This is a genomic window from Chitinilyticum litopenaei DSM 21440, assembly GCF_000428145.1.
Lineage (GTDB): Bacteria > Pseudomonadota > Gammaproteobacteria > Burkholderiales > Chitinibacteraceae > Chitinilyticum > Chitinilyticum litopenaei.
Window position 1 is genome coordinate 1 of sequence record NZ_KE386630.1, and the last position, 18,729, is coordinate 18,729.

The following is an 18,729-nucleotide window of genomic DNA, read 5'->3' on the forward strand; positions in this document are numbered from 1 at the left end:
ATCCGGGCGCGGGCAATCCCCAGCTCCCGGCGGCGTCCCGAAAGCCCATGCTGTCGAGCATCTGCTTGAAGAGCACCAATCCGCCCCAGGCGGTGACCTCGCGGTTGCTGAAACTGATCGAAAACCCATCTCCCTGCAGCGGCAGCCCGGCCATGTCTACCTCTTATGTGGCTGATTCATGAAGGTTATTGCTAATGGAATCCATTAGAAATGCCCCGGCTTGATGCCGTAGCGAAGACCCACTGCCTTGCCGCAAGCTTGCCTCAAATGCTTGGGAAATGGCTAATGGATAATCTGGGTTCAATGTTTTCTGTGGTTTCCAGCTCCTGGCGCAGTTGATCGATCTGCTCCAGCACGTAATCCTCGACCTGTCGCCATGTGGCGTCTCTGGTGATCAAATCCCGCTCCCCATCTGCGCTTTCGTCAGTAGCTCCGCATTGAAGCGCTGATTCGCGGCATCCTCTTTGACCTTGAGCTCGCCCATGCGCGCCGTGGCATCAAACCGTCTGAGCTGCAGATCCGTGCCAAGCTTGCTTTGCGCAATGGCTGCGGTCAGTTGCTGGTTGCTCAGGCTGGTGGACGCGGCCAGTTCTGCACGGCGCAAGTCGTTCTCGCTGTCTTGGGCGGCGACTTGTAACTTGCCCTGCTCCACGGCCAGCCGCTGCTGATCCAGTTGCTGACGGGCCTGCAGCTCAGCCTGGGCCAGCTGCAGCTTGGCCTGCTCGATCTGCAGCTTCATCTGCTCGACGCTCGGCTGCTGCGGCTGATTCTGCTGTGCCTCGGCCTCGGCCTGCATTTCTTCTTCCGTTTTGGTCACGCCATCGGCATTCAAGCCCTGGCTGGCCACGATCTGGCGGAACAATTCCGGCCACTTCACCAGTTGCGCAAACGGCTGCATGCTGCCGGCCAACTGCGCCAGCTGCACCAGACCTTGCGTCTGCTGCTCGCGCACCAGCAGGGATACCGAGCCAAGCGGCACAATGTCGTAGTCGCCCTTCGCTTCGTCATCGTCCGAAAACTCCATGTTCCAGGCGTACAGGGCGCGAATCACCGGGCGGGTAATGTTGTCATCGAAGGCGCGCACCAGTCGGCGCAGGCCGCTGCTGGCGCTATTCATCAGCATCGCCGTACCAGTGGCGGTTTGCGTCACCTGTGGCTCGTCGCCAGTCTGCGCCAGCGTCGGCAGGCCGGATTCGTCTTCCATGCGCTGCACGGCTTTTTCGAACTGCGCCTGCAGATCGCCAATCATGGCCGGGATCGTCACCGCGACAATTGGCGCGCCCTGCAAAGGCATGTCCGACAGCCACAGCTTACCCGGCGCCAGCTCCATGCCGCCACTGGCCGGCCGCAACCCTTTCATGTGCGCCACGTACTGTGGCAGCGCGGCCATTGCGGCGTGATCCAGTCGCAGTCGCAACAGGCTATTGGCCTCGCGCTGGCTACCACGAATACGGCGCGGCAGGCCAGAGCCAAAGATGCCGTGCTCGTCCTCGTCCCAGCAGATCACCGCATAGCGCAGATGGCCGTCAGCCGGGGCGGCCTTCAAGATTTCGTTGTCGCAGAACCAGATTGTTACTTCGGTGGCGTTGCAGCCGCACAGGGTTTGCCCTTCGCTCTCCGGCACCACGCCGTGGAATTCCCACACCTGGTATTTGTTGAGCTCCGTGCTGTCCTGGTAGTCGGCGCTGCGCGCCTTATTCACCGAGCCATCCGCACGCCAGCCGGGCTTGCGCGACAGCACACGCTCCAGCGCCTCGCTATCAAAGCCCGGCAGCTTTGCCAGCTCGCGCAATTGCTTGCGGTTCAACCGATGGCGCTGCAGATTGCTTTCGCTGTGCTCGATCCGATCGGCAGAATCATCGGGGAAGAAATCCCACGGGCTCACGCGCTCGACCGTCGGCGCAAACTGCGTTTCTGCAATCCGCGCCGCCTGAGTAACGCCAGGAAAAATCTGCTGCTGCTGGTAACGGGGGACCGACTTGCTGGTGACTACCGGCCCCTTTAGGATGCCAGTTCCAAGACGCACAGCATCGGCAATCACGCGGCGCAGAATGCGGTTGTAATCAGCCTCGGCCAGCTGGTCGTCGATGATGCGCTGCATCTTCAGTGCGCGCTTTTTGGCCTCGGCCTGCAGCTGCTTGGCGTCCAAGCCGGGAATATCCGGGATCGGCGTCGGCTGGATCGACCAGTTGCGATCATCCGTTGGCAGCACCATTTCACCCCAACGCGCCTCGGCCAGATTGCAGAGCTTGCGCGTGCCGTTGTAGAACGCACGAGACTTGCCCTTGGCGATGCCGCTGGAAATATCCGGATCGTATTCGCCGTTGTGCTGGCGGGTATCCTCCAGCCAGCGCTGCTCCAGCGAGCTGCGCGATGCAACTCGCTTATCGGCCAGCGACTGCAGGCGCGTGGCAATGCCATCCAGCAGGCGTGACTGTTCCTCGACCTGCTCGGGGTCGATCATCATCAGGTCTGTGGTCATCAATATCCTGCGTAGCTGTCGCCAGTGTGCACCGGCAAGGTGGCGTAATGATTCGTGTAGCTCAGGCTGTCCGCGTTCACGGCCAGATAGCGGAAGGCGTCCGAGCTATGGCTGGCCCAGTCGTGCACCGGCAGTGGCTTGAATTCGCCGGCCTTGTCGGAAAACTCGCGGCGGTAGCTGCGCAGGCACTCAATGCCGCGCGCGCACTTCTCCGCATCAAACCAGACTCGCGGAAAAGCCAGCCGCGCCGCGTTGATGCCGTCCTCAATACTCAGTCGCGGCGTGATCTGCACCGTGCGCCCCATGCCGCGCATCACCTCTTCGATGCTCTTGCCGGTGCCTAGCTCGCGGGCACGGGCATCGTGCGGTAGCCAGTCCGTACCCCACACATAGCGGCGCGTGGTCAGCTCCTGCAGATGGCTGGCGATGCTCAACCCATTGGCCTCGTAGTGGTCAATGCAGCGCAGCTCATTGCGCACGGACTGCACCATCCAGACGGCAGTCGCATCGCTGATGCCAATATCCCAAACGGTGTGGACAGGTAGTGCCGGATCGTAGGGCACATGGCCAATACGCCCTTCACTAGCCGCAGCCAGCAGTTCGCTGGTGTAGATCGCGCCGTCGATGATCGTTTTCGGCTTGCCGTTCCAGATGTTTTCGTAGCCGACCGGGTCGCGGGCCAGCGTATCCAGCCGCTCAGCTTCAAGCTCAGGCGGGAACCACGGGTTGTCCGACCAGTTCACCTCCTGCACCCATGCGCCGGCAGGCGGATTCGCCACGAACCGTTGCCAAGTTTCGTCAGTCGGCAAGGCCGGGTTGAACGTGATCCAGATTTCGCTGCCAGGCTTCCGGATGGTCGGCTGCAGCACCTCCCAGCTTTTCTTGCTGACGCTCTGCGCCTCTTCCACCCAGCAGATGTCGCAACCCTCAAACGACTTGATCGAGTCAACCGTGTGGCTCATCAGGCCGGCGAAAAGAAATTGCGTACCGTTCGGGCCGCGAATCTCTGTCTCAAGGATCTGGTACACGCCGCCCAGGCCGAGCGCATTGATCTGGTCTTTCAGCAGCGCATGCACCGAGTCCTTGATCGATTTCTGCACTTCCCGCGCACACAGCACGCGGATCGGCTTCTGGGCGCCCAGCATCACCAACGCACGCGCCACGCTCCAGCTCTTGGCACTGCCACGCCCGCCATACATCACCTTGTAGCGGTTCGGCTTGAACAAGCCCTGCAGCTTGCGCGGAAACTGGACGTCCATCACTTCGGATCAACGAAGCTCACGTTGAGGCTGATCTTCTCGCCGCCAGTTGTGATGTCCGTCTGTTGCTTGTCGGTAAACATCGCCAAGTGCCGACCAATCAGCTCCAATGCCTTCAGCTTGTCGTTCGTCTTGAGCTTCATGCTGCCGCCGGCAGCGGTAAGCGTTTCCGATACCTCCGACACCAGCGCCGCCTGGTCGGCAGTCAGTTCGTCGCTTGGCTTGAGCTTCAACCCATCCGGCCCCCAGCTCATCACATCACGCGCATCGCCAAAAGCAATCTTGGCCAGCTCATTCAGCACGCGATCCTGCGTAATCTCGGTGCGCTCTTCGCGCTTCTTCATCGCCTCTTTGATGGCCTTGCCGACACCAACATTCGCTAACAGCCTACTGCCCTGCTCGTTGGCCGTCTTCTCGCTGTACCCGGCGCGAATAGCCGCTTGCGTCGCGTTCAAGTCCTTCAGGTACTCGGCAACGAAAGCAGCTTGTTTAGGCGTAAGGCTCATGGCTCCAGAAACGACAAAGCCCCGCGCATGGCAGGGCTGAAAATGACGAAAGCCCCGCAACCGCAGGGCTTCTGATGCTGTTTCCGCGCCTGGCGGATCAGTCTAGGCGCACTTATTCACAGTACAGGTTTCTTATACATGAACGCCGGTCAGGTGTCAAGCTGCAGTAGCGCCAAGCGCTCTCAGCCAATAGCGATCAGTCCAATACCAATCATGCGTCCTGTGCGTCAGCAGCATCTTGTCTGCACACTCTGCGCTGATCCCCATGCGTGCGGCGGCTTGCTGGATGGCTGGTGATGGTGGACTGGCGCGCGTGATGATGCGCAGCGGCTCAAATTGCCCGACTTCACATTCTACGTCAACATGGACATAAGGCTGCGCCCGTAGCATCTTATTCAACTCAACAAGCTCCCAAAATCGCTCCTTAATCAACTCCATTGACACCCTCCCACAACTGATCATCGTATGGATTGACGTGTCGCTTGGCCTCGTCGCACGGATGACGCGGCACGCTGTCAACCCACTCCGATCCGTCATGCCAGGCCGGGAAGTACACCCTGCGCTCTGTCCATGCGGTAAACGGTTTGCCTTCGACAGGGCCATATCCGGCATAAAACAGCGCGTCCAACTCTTCGTCGCTCAACGTGCATTGCAGAATGTCCGTCATGGACTCGCCCTGCTTGGTCAGCTCTGCGGTCAGTAGTTCGCGCCAGCTGCTCAGATCCTCAGTTGACATTGATCCATCCTTTTGTGTGCATGGCTGATTCTACCTTTGCCAACCCTCGCTGCTCTATCGCATCCAGCATCAGCTCGGCCTGCTCAACCATGCGCCTGAACGCATTGCGCGGAATGCCATAGTCTTTGCCGATGGCATCAACGTTGATCGCGCCCTGGCCGTCGATGCGCAGCTGCCGCATCACGTAATCCCGATCATGCGGGCGCAGCAGCCACCGGTGGCAGACTTCGATTGCCGGCGCCTGCCCCATATCGTCCACGTTGATTTGATCGTAGAGCGTGCGCGCCGTGGCCTGGCGCTCGATGCTGTCCAGTGTGCGCCGGCCCATCACCACCAATCGCGCCACCGGATCACCACGCAATGCCTCCTCGGCCACGCGGTAGATCATCTGAGCCTGCGCCCGCAGCGATGCAGCCCGGTCGCCGGGCAGTCCGCCACGCGCATCTTTCATGCGTCCGAGCTGTGACTTGGTTGACTCATCGCCAGCCAGTGATTGCGCGGCGAACGCCCAGTGCAGCGCATGCTCGGCGCTCATCCAATTCTCCCGCAGTCTCATCGCTTCACCTCGTCACTCTGGTTGTTCTGGAAAACCGTCAGATCGGTGATGGTCACCACGGCGCACGGCGTGGCCGCATAGCGCTTGCGAAACACCAGGTCCACAGCCTGGGCGTCGTCCTTCCATGCGATCCCGTTCAGCGCATCGCTGATGGCCTTGGCCACATTGTCGGCATCGGGCTTGCCCGTCGGCATGATCTCGCCGGCCAGGGCGGCGGCCTGCTTCTTCTTGCTCCAGCTGGCCGGGATCTGCACGAAGGCATCAATGCGCAGCTGCACCGGACCAATCAACAGCGCTTGGTCACCAATGGCCTGGCGCGCAAACAGCGCGACGCGGTTTTCGTAGCTCGCCGTCTTTTCGTCAGTGTGCATGCGGATGCCGGCGCCAACCCGGACCGCGCGTGGCCTGCCCTTGCCACGGACTTCGCCGGGCACCGTAAACTGCATCATTGGCTTCCCTCCTTGCATTCAATCAGGCCGCGACGGAACAGCTCGCGCAGCGTCAGCACAATCGCCCGATCCATCAGCGCTCGGCGCTGCTCGCGATCCAGCTGTTTGCCGTTGTCAATTTCGTGGTGGCATTCGGAGCAGATGGCTGCAGCCAGCGCATCATCCGTCTTCTGCCCGCGCCCCTTGCCCTCGTTGCGGTGCGCTGCCTGGACGCCATAGCGCCCACAGAGCACGCAGTTTTCGATTGCATGGACAGCCGATAGCCATGTCGAGGATTTGCGCGGCATGGTCTTGGGTATTGCCTTGTGAGTAGCAGTTTTGCTAGCTTGCACGGCAATACCCTTAGCACTACATGCCTGCTGCCAGGCCGGGCGCGGAACAATCTTGCTCGGCGCGCTCATGGACCCACCTCGAACAGCACGCCCAGCTCGCTCGCCGCATCGGCCTCGACCCGCTGCATGTACTCGCTGAACTCGGCCACGGTCATTTCCGTGGTGCTCTTGCGCCGGGTCACCACTTCGCCATTCGGCAGGGTCATGTCCTCGCACACGCCGAACTTGCGCGCGTAATGCTCGTGCCAGACCTCGGCGCTGTACTGCCGGCCAGCCACCCAGGCTTGCTGCGCGATCGGCTGCAACACGGCCTTCCAGTAGCGCCGGTTCTGCTCGTTGTTGCGCTTCTTGTCGGCGGTCGTGACGATCAGCATCAGCGGCTTTCCGGATGCGATGGCCGCTTTCGCGTTCTGCCGGATGAACGCCATAAAGGCCTGCCACACGCTGGGCTGGTTCAGGATGAATTCACGCTGCATTGTTTGCCCCCTCTTCCCATCCATCCGGCTGATACCGGCCATCCTGTTCATCGCACCACTGCTGGCACGCCGCTTCGCTGCGCCACTTCTTGGCCTGATCGCGGCAGCTGGTCAGCGGGTAGCGGGTGTACTTCCCCGCCCACCAGGCGCACCGCGTTGACCGGGCCAGCCAGATCATGCGGCGCGACCCTGCCGCTCATTGGCTGCCTGCACGCCCTGAATCTGCTTGAGCGCCAATTGCGCGGCCGGCTGCAGGCGCAGCATGGCCGATGGCTCAACGCCACCGCTGTACGTCAGTCGGCATTTCGCGGTATCGCCAATCGGGATTGGTGGTGCGATGCGCTGGCCGGCGCCGGCATTCGCTACCTCGAACGCACCAGTCAGCACCTTCGGCCACTCGGCGGGCGGCGTGAACACCATCGCCTGATAGCGCTTCTCAAAGCGCCCCTGCAGAAAGGTGAGCTCGTCAACCGGCGTGGCGCACAGCTCCGGCCATGAGCCGAGTCCGTCCAGCGCGGCATGGATCAAGGGGTCATCGAACACCACGGAATCACCGCCGCCGACACAGCGCATGGCCTTGTCCACCTTCGCCCAGGCTTTAGCAGCGCGGGTCTGGCTGCCGCCATCGACGTAGCGCACTACGTCTGCCGGCTTCGGCATGAACTGGCCGGTGTCCGGGTTGAGCGCATGGGCGTTGAAAGCGCGGCGAATGTCGGCCAGCTCGTACTGCTGCAGGGCGCTCCAGTAAATCGCCATGAATTGCGGGCTGGCAACCTTGCCGTACAGCTCGCAGATGCCGCCCATCAGCTCGAAAAAATGGGCCTGGTCATGTGGGGTCATGCAGGAACTCCGGCCTGGTTGATCAAGCGCATCGCCTCTTGGGCAGATGCCATGTTGTGGTCGTACAGCGAGGGCTTGCCATGTCGCGACATGGCAGCAGGGGAAGCCCTCGGCTGCACCGGCAGTCGCATGTCGGCCATGATCGGCAGCAGGTAGCCAAGGCCAATGCGTTCGCCAGGCTTGCGATCCTTCGCAGTCTGCACGGCAGCCAACCAGTCGGCATCCGGCTGCTGCATGGCTTCGGCGGCGCTTTGCATTCGGCATTGGGCGGCAGTCGCCTCGATGCCGTTTTCTCGCAGCAGCTTGCAGACGACGATTTCGCGGTCAGGCGGCGCGGCAGCGCTTTCCGATTCGCACAACACTGGTTCAGGTTGCCACTGCGCTTCTGGAGATGGAGATGGAGATGGAGATGGAGATGGAGATGGAGCAGAGCTAGTAGCATGCTGCTGGTCTGCTGCTAGCATGCTACTAGCAGAATCTGCACTTTCCACAGTGAGATGCTCAGCAGAAGTGTCGCCTGCTGTGCCATTGCTGTAGCCAAGCTGTGCGGCATAGTCCGGCATGCGCTCAGCAGCACCGGCCCTGCCGTGATGTTTCACCAGTGCATTCCAGCGCGCCTTTTCCTTGCGGCTGTGCGCGTCCGATGCCCACGGGTTGTGCTCACGCCAATCATGAATACTGCGCGCCCCTTCCTCGCCCTCAAGGAAGCCAACCTCGACCAGCGCGGCGACGAACGCACCTTCGGCGCCAGACCAGTCGATGGCCAGCTCAATATCCTCATCGCTCAGGCCCGTCAGTTCGCCAGTGCTGCGGTGCTCGGCAGCCCATAAAAACAGGCAGACCAGACGCCACGCGCCTTCATAGCCGACGCGGCGGATCAGCTTCTTGGTTTTGGGGTGAGCGGCAATGCCGGTGCAGATGCGGGCATCATTCATCTCGCCACTCCGGGCAAACAGACGCGCGCATCTTCTTTGCCCCCGCGCAAAACGCGTGACACGCATCGTTACTGCCGACGAACAGCACCATTTCCAGGCGATTGGCATAGGCAACCCGATCCCCTTCAAGGTGGGCTGCAAATGCGCGGCGATGCTCTTTCTGCAACTGCGCAACCGGGATAACCGAAAAGACGCCGCTCAATCCAGTGGCATCCGGGATGAAGGTGGTTGCCCACAATTCATGCTTCATAATCAGGCTCCGAGATAGCGCAACAGCAGAGCCGTGCCGCGCAACGTAATTTCATGTTGATAAATTCCATCAACCTTTCCGGTGTACTGCAGCAACCCGCGACGAGTCAGGCCACTCAAAGGGAGTGGCGATGCCAGGCAGGCCCGTCGCCGATCAGCCTGGTGTGCAAGCAGCAGCCAGTTCCGGGCCGCAGAAAAGCGACAATTCGGCGTTGCGCCGGCGAATGCCTCAACCAAACGCAAATCAGCAGCAGCGTTGTTCGGCGTCGCATTGATCAAGGTCAGCTTGAGTTCTCTAAAAAGCTTGCGTAGCATTTGGATTGGCTCCTACCTAGCCAGATTGCTCTGAGTGCCTGCCAGCGCTCAGGCCGGAACCCCGCCCAGTGCGGGGTTTTGTGTTTGCAGAAAGCGGATCAGCCCACTCAGGACGGATAGCCGATCAGTAAGCGCCTCGGACGGTTCGGCTGCCAGCCGCGCTCGCGTTTCCTCTGCGATGCTTTCCAGCTCCACCACGGCGCGCTCAACGTGCGCATGACTCAGCAGCCGGCCCGCGCGGGCCAGCGCTTCAAGCTCATCGAATTCACCCGGGCAGCTCACAGCATCCCCTCCAGCGCTGCCCAACAAATCCCGCCCTCCTCATCGCCGGCACGGTAATGCGGTCGGCCAAGCAGCTCTGTGGCTTGCTGCGCGCGCAGCATGACCGGCGCGTCCAGCGTGACTGACTCACCGCGCTGCAGCTGAGCCAGCTGCTGCTGCGCACTGAAGATTTCCAGCGTCACCAGCGCGGCTTTCACATCACCGGCTTTCGTGTCGTTCTGCCGCGCCGCCTCGGCGCCGTAGCGGGCCAGCCGCAGCAGTGCCCGAAACACCTCCTCATCAACGATGCGCAGCGCATGATGACGAGCCATCGTGTCGACCTGATCCAGCCGGAGCCCGCGCTCAAGATCGTAGATTTTCGATACGGTCACCTCTGCCACATCCAGATCCAGCGCCAGGGCTTTGCTGGACACGGACTGACTGCGCTCGATGACGCCACGGTGAAACTGGCCTGCGCTGGCTGGCAGGCTGTGCGTGCGTTCTTTTTTGCTCATGGGAAGAGGGTTCCGTGGGTTTGTCGGGGTCGCTTGGTTACGCTATGGGTGTCGGGCTTTGAGTCCGGCGTTACGAGATCAGGGGCGGGGTGGTTTGGAGGCAACGATTAGCTCCCGCCCGATTTGCGCAAGAAGGCCACGGCCTCAGCCCAGTCGGGTCGCAACTCTTCTACCCGAGGCCCGCCCGCCTGCTCGATTGCAACGAGCAGCGGAAGGTCTCGTGATCGTTTCCGCTTGTGAATGAGGTCAGACAAGAAACTGGCGTGCTTGCCTGTCGCGGCCGCGATTGCTGATGGCGAAAATGAGGTCTTCATGAACACCATGATAACACCATTCGGTGTTGCTTCAACCACCACACGGGGAATTCACTTTTTGGTGAACAAGTCGCACATTTCTGGGATGGACACTTCAGAAATCAGACGCCTGCGACTTCGCAGCCTCGTCGGCGATCAATTCCCTACGGCTCGGGCCCTCGCTGCTGCGATTGACAGAAAGGAACAGCAGGTAAATGACATGCTCGCTGGGCGCAAATCCTTTGGCGAACGGATAGCGCGCGACATTGAGGAAAAGCTCGGGCTTGTGCGCGGCTGGCTCGACTCAAGCGTCGATCAACTCCACCCGAGCATCCCCCCGCAGCAGGAAGCACAGCCTGCCAGCGAGGAGGTGTACGCCATGATTCCGCAGTTCAGTACGCGCGGATCGTGCGGGAGCGGCTATTACAACGACCACGTCGAAGTAGCCGGCGGAATGGCGTTCAAGAAGGATTGGCTTGCACGCAAAGGCCTGGACGAGCACAGCGCCTGCGTGATCTATGCCGATGGTGACAGCATGATGCCGACGATTGGCGACGGCGATGTGTTGCTGCTGGATCGCCGGGAAACCACGCCAGCCAACGGCCAGGTATATGCCCTGCTGGTCGACGAGGAAGTGCTGGTGAAGCGCGTGCAACGCGGCTTCGGCATGATGACGCTCCTGTCCGACAACCCAGACAAGACACGCTTCCGCGACATCATGGTGCCCGCAAATGCTGAGCTCATCGTGATCGGCAAGGTGGTGTGGCGCGGGGGTGGGTTGTAACCGCCGAGACAAATGGAACGAATATGTACGACTTAGATAATGTGATTAATGGCGTCTTGCGAGAAAGGCGATCAGAGATTGAACGACTTTTTACCTGTTCTGTTTTGGGGTACTACGCAGATATTCGTCCGGAATATTTGACCTGGTTTCGTGGCACGCTTGAGATGTGCCACAGAGCAAGCCCAGATCAAAAAACACTCGCAATTATCCTGAATACACCGGGCGGTAGCGTCGAAACCGTCGAACAGATGGTGGTAATGGTTAGGCATTTTTATGAAAAGGTAATTTTCATTGTCCCTAACATGGCCATGTCTGCCGGCACCATTTTTTGCATGTCTGGCGATGCCATCCACATGGACTATTCGTCAGCTCTCGGCCCTATTGATCCACAAGTACAATCAAGGGAAGGCCATTGGGTGCCAGCGCTTGGCTATTTGGATAAATACGAAGAAATCCTTCAAAAGTCAGCCGATGATAAATTGACAGGTGTCGAGTTCGCTATTGCTCAGAATCAGGACATGGCGTTGCTACGTAGATATGAACAGGCAAGAGACCTGTCCGTCTCTTTACTCGAAGAATGGTTAGTTAAATATAAGTTCAAAAGTTGGCAGACACATTCTTCAAGTGGCGAGGCTGTCACTGATGACGAACGAAACAGGCGCGCTCATGAAATCGCCGCCCAACTCGGCGACAACAAAATATGGCACTCCCACGCCCGCCGCCTTGGGATTGACGTTCTGCGAAGCAAGTTGCGTCTTGAGATTAATGACTATAGTGAACAAGATGATGTTAGGGGTGCGATAAACGCGTATCATGACCTGATCGCGGACTACATGGCTCAGAAAAACTGGTCGGCCTATATGGACTGCACGGGTAGATAAGAGGGAATGATCATGAGTATCAGTGAAAATTTGGAGAAAATGCTGTCTAGCCATCACTCTCTGACACCCGAGATGCAGAAAATGCAAGATCAGTACAGGCAAATGCTCAGTAGCGGCCTCATCCAGAAGCAGGTTTACGATCTACCCTTAGCCAATGGCCTTGGCCCGTCTCATTTTCAACAAACCAATGCGTTTCATGGTCGATAAGACCCTTTGCTCCCTTGCCCAAACCCGCCTCGGCGGGTTTTTCTTTATCTGCACAAGCTCTCGCACGGCACGCCATCCCCGGTAGACTTGCCGTGTGTAAACAATCTGTATACACTCTCAGCATGATCCTGTCCTTCCAGCACAAAGGTCTGCAACGCTTTTTCGACAGCGGCAGCGTCGCTGGCATCCAGCCGCACCACGCCGGCAAGCTGCGCGAACTGCTCACCGCCCTGCACGCCGCCAACAGCCCGGACGATCTGGCGCGCCCCAGTTGGCGCTACCATCGGCTCAAGGGCGAACTGGGCGAATACGCCTCACTCACGATCAACGGCAACTGGCGGCTGATTTTTCGCTGGCATGGGCAGGATGTCGAGCTGCTCGATTACCTCGACTACCACTAGGAGACCCTCATGGACATGCACAACCCCGCCCACCCCGGTGAATTGCTGGCTGGCTGGCTCACCGACCTGCATCAGACCATCAGCGGCTTTGCCCTGCACATCGGCCTGTCGCGCGTACTGCTGTCGCGCATCATCCACGGCCACGCCGGCGTCAGCGCCGATCTCGATCTGCGCCTGGCCGCCGCGCTCGGCACCACCCCCGGCTACTGGCTGCGCCTGCAAGTCCAGCACGACCTGTGGCAAGCCCGCCAGCGCGAACGCCCGCCCATCCAGCGCCTCGCGGCCTGATGCGGAGATCGCGCCATGACCGACGCGCCATCCAGCAAGACACTTGTTCCAGTACGACCGGCGATGATCGACAATGAGAGCCTGGTTTCCCGCTCACAGGCGCGCCGGCTGGCGGCCCGCTTCGAGGGATTCAAGATGGTCGTACTGGACTTCGATCAAGTTGAAGAAATTGGGCAGGCCTTTGCCGATGAGATTTTTCGCGTGTTTGCCAGTGACCATCCGGATGTGCGACTGCATACCCTGAATGCCAATACGGCGGTGCAGCGCATGATTGGCAGAGCATTAACCTAGCGCGCCGCCCTTAACCCCCAAACCAACCCGCCTACACGGCGGGTTTTTTGTTGCCCTCAGGCAGCTCAACACAACTTTAAAAATCAATAACTTATGCAAACAACACCAAAAATAACACTATTGAGTGTTGCATTTACCAACACCATTTGGTGTAATTCAACCACACCGCAGCAACACACCGCTGCCCCGCTCTTTACCACCGACACACGGAAACAAACTCTCGCCCCGCTACCTGGATGCGCGGCATGCACGGCCTACGAGTGGCACGGCATGCCGATGGCAACGGCCTTAAATCGCAGAGGAAGGGCAAGGACGAGACGGCGCCAGCCTGGGGCGCGAGATACCGGGACGAGATGGCAGGCATCCGTGATGCCTGTGTCCCGGTTCTGGACACGATCAGAACCCTTCGCTCTTGGTGCTCACGGCTAACGCTGCGGGATGGGCCTGCAGAGAGCATCAAGATCGAAGTGCCGCCACATCATTCCCCTGCGCAGGGCGGCTCTGGGCGGGAAAACGGAGCCGGTTAAACCGCCGGGGCGTGGCCCGGTCGCGCATTCCACGAAACCGCGCAGCCAGCGCGCCAGCTGATCGGCGTGTAGTCGGATGGTTGCAGCAGCGAGAGCTGGCCGTGATCCGCAGCGGTAGCGCAGTGCGGCAGAGGCTGATGAGGCTGGAGCCGTTTCAAGCACGGCAAGGTGACTGCGACCTGAAAGGCGGACTTGGCCCGCTGGGAGCCTATCCCAGCGCCAACACGCAGCACAGTTCTGGCCCGCTCCGGACGGGAGGCATGATCTGCCGAGCTGTGCGCCGTGTTGGTCAGCCGTACGCCGGGGGTTCTCGGCGGGCAACATCGTGAAGCGCAGTAGCAGGAAGGGTGGAGGTGCACCGAAGCCCGGAGGCTCGTGATCTGCGCGTGCTGGGGTAGAGTCCAGCGGCCAGCAAGCGCTACCCGGCGCGTTACCAACGGGCGCGGCGCCAACCGCGTTACCAACCACGCTGCTCGCAGCGTCCTGCCTGCTCACCGTAGATGGTCAGCCGATTGCAATCGCTGACGAGTAGGCAGGACGGTGCGTGCAGCACCAGTGAGTTATCAACTCCTCATCCTCCTGTGCCCTGCCCCGGTTCGCCCGCGGCGGGGCTTCTTTTTGGAGAAGCGCCATGAACGCACCACTCCCCGGGCAGGCCTTGTTCGACCTGGCCGCGCCGCCCGATTTCAGCAGCCCCGCCGCCGATGCCGCGTATTGCCAGCAGGCCGACGAGTACCAAGCCGACCCGCTGGCCGGTGCCGGCTTCATCGCTGGCGAATTCACCGCCGAGTGCGAGCGCATCCTCACCCTGCTCGACACCGACCCGGCCTGTGCCGCGGCGGAATGGGCTGCACTCAAAGACCGTGCTTTCACCACCTGGAGCGAGCGATGCACGCACTGATCAGCCTCTGGCACAACGACGGCCCGCTGGCCGACTTCACCGCCGCCGCGCGCGCCGCCGGCTACCGCGTCACGGCCGATTACGACCGCATCAACCACATGCCGCGCCTTGCGCGCATCCACTAAGGAGCAACGAAATGGACAAGCAAGAACTGGAAGAGCTGCTGGTCACGCTGTTTCTGTGCGCACTGGTGCTGCTCGGCTACCTGGCCGTGAGCTGGCTGGACTGGCAAGCGAAGGAAGCGGCGCTGCAGCAGGCCGCGCAGGCGCAGGCGAACGGTTCGCGGGGTGGGAAATGAGCGACCAACAACACACGCCGGAGCCTTGGATTGGAATGACCGATGGGAAATTCAGCCATGCGCATGAATGGGAACTGGAATGTCTTAGCGAATTTGCACTATCGACTGGCACAGCCCCAATTACCGCAAATGGCAAAGTGATTGCATTCGTCGTTACCGAAAACTATTTCAGCGGCGGCAAGGAAGAACTGATTGCCAACGCACGCCGCATCGTGGCCTGCGTGAATGCGTGCGCTGGCCTGGGCACGGACAACCTTGAGAACAACATACCCCTCAAGGAGGGGCTGCATGGCTTGAATCAGCGTATCCGCGATGCAGAGGCGCAGAGCGACACACTGCTAGCGGCGTTGAGGAGAATTGCCGATGGCAGCTTTCATGATCAATTTGAGGTTGCGGAGCTTGCACCGTACATGCGCGAGATAGCCCGCGCCGCAATCGCCAGCGTGGAGGGTAAATCGTGACCCGCCCGCTCACCCTGCAGCAGCGCCTGCACTTCCATGCCGCCATCGCCAGCGACAAGGCCAAGCGCGAATCGCTGAAAGTGACAACGACACGGCAGGATCGCGCCAATGCAGCCGCCCGGCGCGAGCTGGAGTATCAGCGGGACCTGCGCCGGGGCGGCCATGCCTGAGCGCCACCACTTCCACCTCGACGGCTGGCCAATCTCCGCCTCCGGCCCCTACCCCGAAGCGCTCGCGATTGCCGAGCGCTTTTTTCTGATCAAGTTTGGCCGGCTGCCGCGCGTTGTGGCGCCGGCTTAGGAGGATGCGATGAACGCACCTTTAGTGGGATGGCAAGGCGCATCAGTAAAGCATGACGCCAAAATGCACCCGACTTTGCGCGGGCACCTGAATGTGCCGCACGAGCAATACCACGGCGGCCCTGGCATTTCCAAATCCAAGCTGGATGAATTTGCAGTTTCCCCGCGGCATTTCTGGCTGCGTTACGAGCAAGAACAGCCGGCGCCCGAAGAAAAGAGTGAGGCGCTTGTTATTGGCGCGGCATCGCACTGCGCGGTGCTTGAGCCTGACCTTTTTGCTGCTCGCTACATTGCCGAGCCTGAGAATGCGCCCAAGCGACCAACCAAGGCGCAACTGGACGCAAAGAAGCCGAGCGATACCGCGCTGTACTCCATCGAATACTGGCGTGAACTTGCAGACGCGCACATCGACAAAATCATCCTGACAGCAAGCCAATATCAAGAATGCCTGCAGCTGCGCGACTGCGTGTGGAATGAGCCATCTGCTGCCAGTCTGCTCAAGTATGGAGTGGCCGAACAGTCATTCTATGCCGAGGACCCGCTGACCGGATTGCTGCTCAAGTGCCGGCCTGATTTTTTGACCGATGGCGGCATGTTTCTTGACCTGAAGTTTGTGCGTGACGCATCGCCAGGCGGTTTTGGCCGCGCGTGCGCGAATGATCGCTATGACGTGCAATCCGCGTTTTACCCCGAAGTGGCGCAGATGGCCGATGCACCAGTAGACCCTGACGTATTCGCTTTTATCGCCGTAGAAAAAAACCCTTACGGCCCGGTCTGCGCAATTTATGTTGCCGATGTGGAAATGCGAACGTCTGGCAGCAACAAATGGCGGAGCGAAGTATCCCGCCTTGCTGAGTGTTACCACTCCGGAAACTGGCCAGCCTATACCCCGGAGCCAATGCCGATCCGTTTCCCTAATTATGCAAAGGTGCTTTGACATGACGACCGAACAAGCCCTGAAATCCGTAGCAGGAAGCCGCGACAAACCTAAATCGCTCAAGGAGCAACTGGTAAGCCCCCAATTCAAGACCCAGTTGGCCCTGGCGCTACCCAAGCACATGAACAGCGAACGCATGGCGCGCATCGCTTTGACCGAGATTCGCAAGGTGCCGAAGCTGGCCGAATGCAATCAGGCGTCTTTTATGGGCGCCATTATGGTTTGCGCCCAGCTTGGACTTGAACCAGGCTCCGCCCTTGGTCACGCCTACATTTTGCCGTTCGACAAACGGCAGAGAGTCGGCGGGCAATGGACAACCGTCGATACCGAGGCCCAGCTGATTATCGGCTATCGCGGGATGATCGACCTGGCGCGTCGCTCCGGACAGATTCTGTCTCTGGAGGCGCGCGCAGTCTTTTCCCGTGACAAATTCGAAGTGCGGTTTGGCCTCGACTCGACGCTGATCCACGAGCCTGACTGGGAAACCGCAGATCGTGGGGAGCTGCGCTTTGTATATGCGGTGGCCAAGCTCAAGGATGGTGGCGTGCAGTTTGAAGTGATGAGCCGGGCAGATGTGGAGAAGATTCGCGCCCAGTCCAAGGCCAAAGATAACGGCCCGTGGGTGACACACTTCGAAGAAATGGCGAAGAAAACAGTGATTCGCCGTCTGTTCAAATACCTGCCTGTGTCTATCGAGCTGCAAACTGCAGTAGGCATTGATGAGCGCGCAGACGAAGGCATTGGGCAAGACCTTGGCGATTTTCTGCAGGGCGAATATGCCGTTGTTGATCCCGTAGAAGTAACCGAGCCCATCAGCCAGAGCGAACAGCCCCAGCAGGCCGTGCGCGATTTTGTTGATGAAATGGAGCAACAACAATGACCACCGAAATCGCAGAAGTGCAGGAAAAAGAACAGACCGCCCTTGTGGTTATTGAGTCGCTGGCAATTCGTGATGTGCTCAAGGATGCAGAAAAAACAGCACAGCTGATCGATGAAGTTCGCAGGCTGGCAACCAGCTACGTTGCTGATGTAACAACAGCTGACGGACGCAAGACTCTTCGCTCGCTGGCGGTCAAAGTTGCACGCACAAAAACATACCTTGATGACATGGGCAAGGAATACGTGGCGGAGCTCAAGGACTTGCCGCGCCTGATTGACGGCAACCGCAAGGCGATACGGGAGTCGCTGGACTTGCTCAAAGAGGAAGTGCGCAAACCACTGACCGAATGGGAGGCCGAGCAAGAGCGAATCGCCGCTGAGAAGAAAGCCGCCGAAGAGGCTGCGGCCCTGGCCGAGCGTATCGAGCTGGATTGGGAGCTGGCCGATCTGATGAACCGCGAATTTGACCGGCAGCGCGCCGAGGCCGAAGAACGCGCCGAGCAAGAGCGAAAAGAGCGCGAGGCGCGCATTGCCGCCGAAGCGGCGGAACGTGCAAAGCGCGAAGCAGAAGAGAAGGCTGCACGTGAGAAGGCAGAGGCAGAGCAACGAGCTGCCGAGGCCAGACTTGCCCAAGAGCGCGCCGAGCGTGAGGCGGAAGAAGCAAACAAACGCGCAGCCGAAGCCGAGCAGCGAGCGGCGCGCGAAGCCGAAGAGGCTGCGCGAAAAGCCTGTGAAAAGGCCGAGGCCGAAACGGCAGAAAGACAGCGGCGCGAGGCGGCGGAAGCCCAGGCGCGCGAACAAGACAAGCAGCGTCGGGCGACTGTGCATAACGACATGCTGGCCGACTTGCAAGACTACGCGAACTTGTCCGAGGCTCAGGCAAAAGAGGTTGTTGTTGCGCTCGCTCGAAAGCAAGTCCGTCACGCCTCGATTGCCTACTAACCCACCAGCCCCGCTCACGCAGCGGGGTTTTTCATGGAGAACCACATGCAACAACTTCAACTTCCGCCGCTCAACGAGGGCGAAATCTACGTCGGCGCCATCGGCGATCAGTCCGGCGATGTCTACCACCTGATCCTTTTGCCCGGCGACCACGACGAGGACGATTGGCAGGCCCAGATGGACTGGGCCAAGTCCATCGGCGGCGATCTGCCCAACCGCATCGAGCAGGCCATGTTGTGGGCCAGGCTCCGCGATCAGTTCCAGGAAAACTGGTACTGGAGCAACGAAACACATCATCGCGACGCCGGCTGCGCCTGGTATCAGTACTTCCACGGCGGCTACCAGAGCAGCCTCCACAAGGGCTACGCGCTCCGCGCGCGTGCCGTCCGCAGATTGCCCATTTAACCCTTCATCCATTTGAGGTGTGCA

32 protein-coding genes are annotated in these 18,729 nt (G+C 60.1%); 16 read left to right on the forward strand and 16 right to left on the reverse strand.

What is annotated here, in order from left to right; genetic code table 11:
* Positions 1-394: 394 nt before the first annotated feature.
* The 16 genes from C515_RS0117350 to C515_RS0117420 all read right to left on the reverse strand — a co-directional run bounded on the left by C515_RS0117350 (position 395) and on the right by C515_RS0117420 (position 9,911).
* Positions 395-2,482: a portal protein gene (locus tag C515_RS0117350; protein WP_028456531.1), complete on the reverse strand. Its 2,088-nt coding sequence runs from the start codon at positions 2,480-2,482 to the stop codon at positions 395-397.
* Positions 2,482-3,741: a PBSX family phage terminase large subunit gene (locus C515_RS21795; protein ID WP_051305067.1), complete on the reverse strand. Its 1,260-nt coding sequence runs from the start codon at positions 3,739-3,741 to the stop codon at positions 2,482-2,484. The genes C515_RS0117350 and C515_RS21795 overlap by 1 nt, the downstream gene beginning before the upstream one ends.
* Positions 3,741-4,247, reverse strand: coding sequence for a terminase small subunit (locus C515_RS0117360; RefSeq protein ID WP_028456532.1), 507 nt, complete (start codon positions 4,245-4,247; stop codon positions 3,741-3,743). Before C515_RS0117360 ends, C515_RS21795 begins: the two co-directional genes overlap by 1 nt.
* A 156-nt stretch (positions 4,248-4,403) precedes the next feature.
* Positions 4,404-4,685, reverse strand: a complete 282-nt coding sequence (locus tag C515_RS23820; protein ID WP_028456533.1) for a hypothetical protein — start codon at positions 4,683-4,685, stop codon at positions 4,404-4,406.
* Positions 4,672-4,983 carry a hypothetical protein gene (locus C515_RS21800; RefSeq protein WP_051305068.1) on the reverse strand — a complete coding sequence of 104 codons (312 nt, stop codon included), beginning with the start codon at positions 4,981-4,983 and terminating at the stop codon, positions 4,672-4,674. The genes C515_RS23820 and C515_RS21800 overlap by 14 nt, the downstream gene beginning before the upstream one ends.
* Positions 4,973-5,518, reverse strand: coding sequence for a hypothetical protein (locus C515_RS0117375; protein ID WP_028456534.1), 546 nt, complete (start codon positions 5,516-5,518; stop codon positions 4,973-4,975). Before C515_RS0117375 ends, C515_RS21800 begins: the two co-directional genes overlap by 11 nt.
* A gap of 17 nt (positions 5,519-5,535) precedes the next feature.
* Positions 5,536-5,988 carry a RusA family crossover junction endodeoxyribonuclease gene (locus C515_RS0117380; RefSeq protein ID WP_051305069.1) on the reverse strand — a complete coding sequence of 151 codons (453 nt, stop codon included), beginning with the start codon at positions 5,986-5,988 and terminating at the stop codon, positions 5,536-5,538.
* A complete protein-coding gene (locus C515_RS0117385) occupies positions 5,985-6,389 on the reverse strand; it encodes a DUF1364 domain-containing protein (protein WP_245575058.1) in 405 nt (134 codons plus the stop codon). The genes C515_RS0117380 and C515_RS0117385 overlap by 4 nt, the downstream gene beginning before the upstream one ends.
* The gene (locus C515_RS0117390) at positions 6,386-6,796 is read right to left on the reverse strand and encodes a recombination protein NinB (protein WP_211234106.1); all 411 of its coding nucleotides are present in this window, start codon (positions 6,794-6,796) and stop codon (positions 6,386-6,388) included. Before C515_RS0117390 ends, C515_RS0117385 begins: the two co-directional genes overlap by 4 nt.
* A complete protein-coding gene (locus tag C515_RS24290) occupies positions 6,786-6,974 on the reverse strand; it encodes a hypothetical protein (protein ID WP_169719584.1) in 189 nt (62 codons plus the stop codon). Before C515_RS24290 ends, C515_RS0117390 begins: the two co-directional genes overlap by 11 nt.
* Positions 6,971-7,636 carry a DUF6475 domain-containing protein gene (locus C515_RS21805; protein ID WP_051305070.1) on the reverse strand — a complete coding sequence of 222 codons (666 nt, stop codon included), beginning with the start codon at positions 7,634-7,636 and terminating at the stop codon, positions 6,971-6,973. The genes C515_RS24290 and C515_RS21805 overlap by 4 nt, the downstream gene beginning before the upstream one ends.
* Positions 7,633-8,571 carry a hypothetical protein gene (locus tag C515_RS23825; protein WP_144290537.1) on the reverse strand — a complete coding sequence of 313 codons (939 nt, stop codon included), beginning with the start codon at positions 8,569-8,571 and terminating at the stop codon, positions 7,633-7,635. The genes C515_RS21805 and C515_RS23825 overlap by 4 nt, the downstream gene beginning before the upstream one ends.
* On the reverse strand, positions 8,564-8,821 hold the full coding sequence (locus C515_RS0117410) for a hypothetical protein (RefSeq protein ID WP_028456540.1): 258 nt from the start codon (positions 8,819-8,821) through the stop codon (positions 8,564-8,566). The genes C515_RS23825 and C515_RS0117410 overlap by 8 nt, the downstream gene beginning before the upstream one ends.
* Positions 8,822-8,823: 2 nt before the next feature.
* Positions 8,824-9,135 carry a hypothetical protein gene (locus C515_RS23830; RefSeq protein ID WP_144290538.1) on the reverse strand — a complete coding sequence of 104 codons (312 nt, stop codon included), beginning with the start codon at positions 9,133-9,135 and terminating at the stop codon, positions 8,824-8,826.
* 48 nt (positions 9,136-9,183) lie between these two features.
* Positions 9,184-9,417, reverse strand: a complete 234-nt coding sequence (locus tag C515_RS0117415; protein WP_028456541.1) for a hypothetical protein — start codon at positions 9,415-9,417, stop codon at positions 9,184-9,186.
* The gene (locus tag C515_RS0117420) at positions 9,414-9,911 is read right to left on the reverse strand and encodes a hypothetical protein (RefSeq protein WP_028456542.1); all 498 of its coding nucleotides are present in this window, start codon (positions 9,909-9,911) and stop codon (positions 9,414-9,416) included. The genes C515_RS0117415 and C515_RS0117420 overlap by 4 nt, the downstream gene beginning before the upstream one ends.
* Before the next feature lie 312 nt (positions 9,912-10,223).
* Here C515_RS0117420 and C515_RS21810 point away from each other — a divergent pair, with 312 nt between their 5' ends.
* From C515_RS21810 to C515_RS0117505, 16 genes are all read left to right on the forward strand, one after another.
* The gene (locus C515_RS21810; RefSeq protein WP_158380868.1) at positions 10,224-10,988 is read left to right on the forward strand and encodes a S24 family peptidase; all 765 of its coding nucleotides are present in this window, start codon (positions 10,224-10,226) and stop codon (positions 10,986-10,988) included.
* 23 nt (positions 10,989-11,011) lie between these two features.
* Complete coding sequence (locus tag C515_RS0117435; RefSeq protein ID WP_028456544.1) at positions 11,012-11,869, forward strand: SDH family Clp fold serine proteinase; 858 nt, start codon at positions 11,012-11,014, stop codon at positions 11,867-11,869.
* Between the two features lie 12 nt (positions 11,870-11,881).
* Positions 11,882-12,076, forward strand: coding sequence for a hypothetical protein (locus C515_RS24165; protein ID WP_158380869.1), 195 nt, complete (start codon positions 11,882-11,884; stop codon positions 12,074-12,076).
* A gap of 122 nt (positions 12,077-12,198) precedes the next feature.
* A complete protein-coding gene (locus tag C515_RS0117445) occupies positions 12,199-12,477 on the forward strand; it encodes a type II toxin-antitoxin system RelE/ParE family toxin (protein ID WP_028456546.1) in 279 nt (92 codons plus the stop codon).
* Positions 12,478-12,486: 9 nt separating this feature from the next.
* Positions 12,487-12,765 (forward strand): HigA family addiction module antitoxin, encoded by a 279-nt coding sequence (locus tag C515_RS0117450; RefSeq protein ID WP_028456547.1) that lies wholly within the window; start codon positions 12,487-12,489, stop codon positions 12,763-12,765.
* A gap of 15 nt (positions 12,766-12,780) precedes the next feature.
* Positions 12,781-13,056: an STAS-like domain-containing protein gene (locus C515_RS0117455; protein ID WP_081687044.1), complete on the forward strand. Its 276-nt coding sequence runs from the start codon at positions 12,781-12,783 to the stop codon at positions 13,054-13,056.
* A gap of 1,158 nt (positions 13,057-14,214) precedes the next feature.
* Positions 14,215-14,484: a hypothetical protein gene (locus C515_RS0117460; RefSeq protein WP_028456549.1), complete on the forward strand. Its 270-nt coding sequence runs from the start codon at positions 14,215-14,217 to the stop codon at positions 14,482-14,484.
* Positions 14,472-14,609, forward strand: a complete 138-nt coding sequence (locus C515_RS24170) for a hypothetical protein (RefSeq protein WP_158380870.1) — start codon at positions 14,472-14,474, stop codon at positions 14,607-14,609. Before C515_RS0117460 ends, C515_RS24170 begins: the two co-directional genes overlap by 13 nt.
* Positions 14,610-14,620: 11 nt before the next feature.
* Positions 14,621-14,782, forward strand: a complete 162-nt coding sequence (locus C515_RS24175) for a hypothetical protein (RefSeq protein ID WP_158380871.1) — start codon at positions 14,621-14,623, stop codon at positions 14,780-14,782.
* On the forward strand, positions 14,779-15,243 hold the full coding sequence (locus C515_RS0117475; protein ID WP_144290539.1) for a hypothetical protein: 465 nt from the start codon (positions 14,779-14,781) through the stop codon (positions 15,241-15,243). The genes C515_RS24175 and C515_RS0117475 overlap by 4 nt, the downstream gene beginning before the upstream one ends.
* On the forward strand, positions 15,240-15,413 hold the full coding sequence (locus C515_RS24180) for a hypothetical protein (RefSeq protein WP_158380872.1): 174 nt from the start codon (positions 15,240-15,242) through the stop codon (positions 15,411-15,413). Before C515_RS0117475 ends, C515_RS24180 begins: the two co-directional genes overlap by 4 nt.
* Complete coding sequence (locus C515_RS24185) at positions 15,406-15,543, forward strand: hypothetical protein (RefSeq protein WP_158380873.1); 138 nt, start codon at positions 15,406-15,408, stop codon at positions 15,541-15,543. The genes C515_RS24180 and C515_RS24185 overlap by 8 nt, the downstream gene beginning before the upstream one ends.
* 9 nt (positions 15,544-15,552) lie before the next feature.
* On the forward strand, positions 15,553-16,479 hold the full coding sequence (locus tag C515_RS0117490; RefSeq protein ID WP_211234107.1) for a PD-(D/E)XK nuclease-like domain-containing protein: 927 nt from the start codon (positions 15,553-15,555) through the stop codon (positions 16,477-16,479).
* Between the two features lies 1 nt (position 16,480).
* Positions 16,481-17,359: a recombination protein RecT gene (gene recT / locus C515_RS21815; RefSeq protein ID WP_081687045.1), complete on the forward strand. Its 879-nt coding sequence runs from the start codon at positions 16,481-16,483 to the stop codon at positions 17,357-17,359.
* Positions 17,356-18,300, forward strand: a complete 945-nt coding sequence (locus C515_RS0117500; protein ID WP_028456552.1) for a hypothetical protein — start codon at positions 17,356-17,358, stop codon at positions 18,298-18,300. Before recT ends, C515_RS0117500 begins: the two co-directional genes overlap by 4 nt.
* A 45-nt stretch (positions 18,301-18,345) precedes the next feature.
* Entirely contained in the window at positions 18,346-18,705 is a 360-nt protein-coding gene (locus C515_RS0117505) for an Lcl C-terminal domain-containing protein (RefSeq protein ID WP_028456553.1), read from the forward strand.
* Positions 18,706-18,729 lie beyond the last annotated feature (24 nt).

Excerpts from the sequence above, each read along its gene's own strand:
- C515_RS0117375 (WP_028456534.1), bottom strand. The coding sequence starts at position 5,518 with ATGAGCGCCGAGCATGCGCTGCACTGGGCGTTCGCCGCGCAATCACTG.
- recT (WP_081687045.1), top strand. The coding sequence starts at position 16,481 with ATGACGACCGAACAAGCCCTGAAATCCGTAGCAGGAAGCCGCGACAAA.
- C515_RS0117500 (WP_028456552.1), top strand. The coding sequence starts at position 17,356 with ATGACCACCGAAATCGCAGAAGTGCAGGAAAAAGAACAGACCGCCCTT.
- C515_RS0117460 (WP_028456549.1), top strand. The coding sequence starts at position 14,215 with ATGAACGCACCACTCCCCGGGCAGGCCTTGTTCGACCTGGCCGCGCCG.
- C515_RS21795 (WP_051305067.1), bottom strand. The coding sequence starts at position 3,741 with ATGGACGTCCAGTTTCCGCGCAAGCTGCAGGGCTTGTTCAAGCCGAAC.
- C515_RS24175 (WP_158380871.1), top strand. The coding sequence starts at position 14,621 with ATGGACAAGCAAGAACTGGAAGAGCTGCTGGTCACGCTGTTTCTGTGC.
- C515_RS24165 (WP_158380869.1), top strand. The coding sequence starts at position 11,882 with ATGAGTATCAGTGAAAATTTGGAGAAAATGCTGTCTAGCCATCACTCT.
- C515_RS23825 (WP_144290537.1), bottom strand. The coding sequence starts at position 8,571 with ATGAATGATGCCCGCATCTGCACCGGCATTGCCGCTCACCCCAAAACC.
- C515_RS0117455 (WP_081687044.1), top strand. The coding sequence starts at position 12,781 with ATGACCGACGCGCCATCCAGCAAGACACTTGTTCCAGTACGACCGGCG.
- C515_RS0117450 (WP_028456547.1), top strand. The coding sequence starts at position 12,487 with ATGGACATGCACAACCCCGCCCACCCCGGTGAATTGCTGGCTGGCTGG.
- C515_RS0117350 (WP_028456531.1), bottom strand. The coding sequence starts at position 2,482 with ATGACCACAGACCTGATGATGATCGACCCCGAGCAGGTCGAGGAACAG.
- C515_RS24185 (WP_158380873.1), top strand. The coding sequence starts at position 15,406 with ATGCCTGAGCGCCACCACTTCCACCTCGACGGCTGGCCAATCTCCGCC.
- C515_RS0117360 (WP_028456532.1), bottom strand. The coding sequence starts at position 4,247 with ATGAGCCTTACGCCTAAACAAGCTGCTTTCGTTGCCGAGTACCTGAAG.
- C515_RS21800 (WP_051305068.1), bottom strand. The coding sequence starts at position 4,983 with ATGTCAACTGAGGATCTGAGCAGCTGGCGCGAACTACTGACCGCAGAG.
- C515_RS21810 (WP_158380868.1), top strand. The coding sequence starts at position 10,224 with ATGAACACCATGATAACACCATTCGGTGTTGCTTCAACCACCACACGG.
- C515_RS23820 (WP_028456533.1), bottom strand. The coding sequence starts at position 4,685 with ATGGAGTTGATTAAGGAGCGATTTTGGGAGCTTGTTGAGTTGAATAAG.
- C515_RS0117385 (WP_245575058.1), bottom strand. The coding sequence starts at position 6,389 with ATGAGCGCGCCGAGCAAGATTGTTCCGCGCCCGGCCTGGCAGCAGGCA.
- C515_RS0117410 (WP_028456540.1), bottom strand. The coding sequence starts at position 8,821 with ATGAAGCATGAATTGTGGGCAACCACCTTCATCCCGGATGCCACTGGA.
- C515_RS0117445 (WP_028456546.1), top strand. The coding sequence starts at position 12,199 with ATGATCCTGTCCTTCCAGCACAAAGGTCTGCAACGCTTTTTCGACAGC.
- C515_RS21805 (WP_051305070.1), bottom strand. The coding sequence starts at position 7,636 with ATGACCCCACATGACCAGGCCCATTTTTTCGAGCTGATGGGCGGCATC.
- C515_RS0117435 (WP_028456544.1), top strand. The coding sequence starts at position 11,012 with ATGTACGACTTAGATAATGTGATTAATGGCGTCTTGCGAGAAAGGCGA.
- C515_RS0117380 (WP_051305069.1), bottom strand. The coding sequence starts at position 5,988 with ATGATGCAGTTTACGGTGCCCGGCGAAGTCCGTGGCAAGGGCAGGCCA.
- C515_RS24170 (WP_158380870.1), top strand. The coding sequence starts at position 14,472 with ATGCACGCACTGATCAGCCTCTGGCACAACGACGGCCCGCTGGCCGAC.
- C515_RS0117490 (WP_211234107.1), top strand. The coding sequence starts at position 15,553 with ATGAACGCACCTTTAGTGGGATGGCAAGGCGCATCAGTAAAGCATGAC.
- C515_RS0117420 (WP_028456542.1), bottom strand. The coding sequence starts at position 9,911 with ATGAGCAAAAAAGAACGCACGCACAGCCTGCCAGCCAGCGCAGGCCAG.
- C515_RS24290 (WP_169719584.1), bottom strand. The coding sequence starts at position 6,974 with ATGATCTGGCTGGCCCGGTCAACGCGGTGCGCCTGGTGGGCGGGGAAG.
- C515_RS0117505 (WP_028456553.1), top strand. The coding sequence starts at position 18,346 with ATGCAACAACTTCAACTTCCGCCGCTCAACGAGGGCGAAATCTACGTC.
- C515_RS0117390 (WP_211234106.1), bottom strand. The coding sequence starts at position 6,796 with ATGCAGCGTGAATTCATCCTGAACCAGCCCAGCGTGTGGCAGGCCTTT.
- C515_RS23830 (WP_144290538.1), bottom strand. The coding sequence starts at position 9,135 with ATGCTACGCAAGCTTTTTAGAGAACTCAAGCTGACCTTGATCAATGCG.
- C515_RS0117475 (WP_144290539.1), top strand. The coding sequence starts at position 14,779 with ATGAGCGACCAACAACACACGCCGGAGCCTTGGATTGGAATGACCGAT.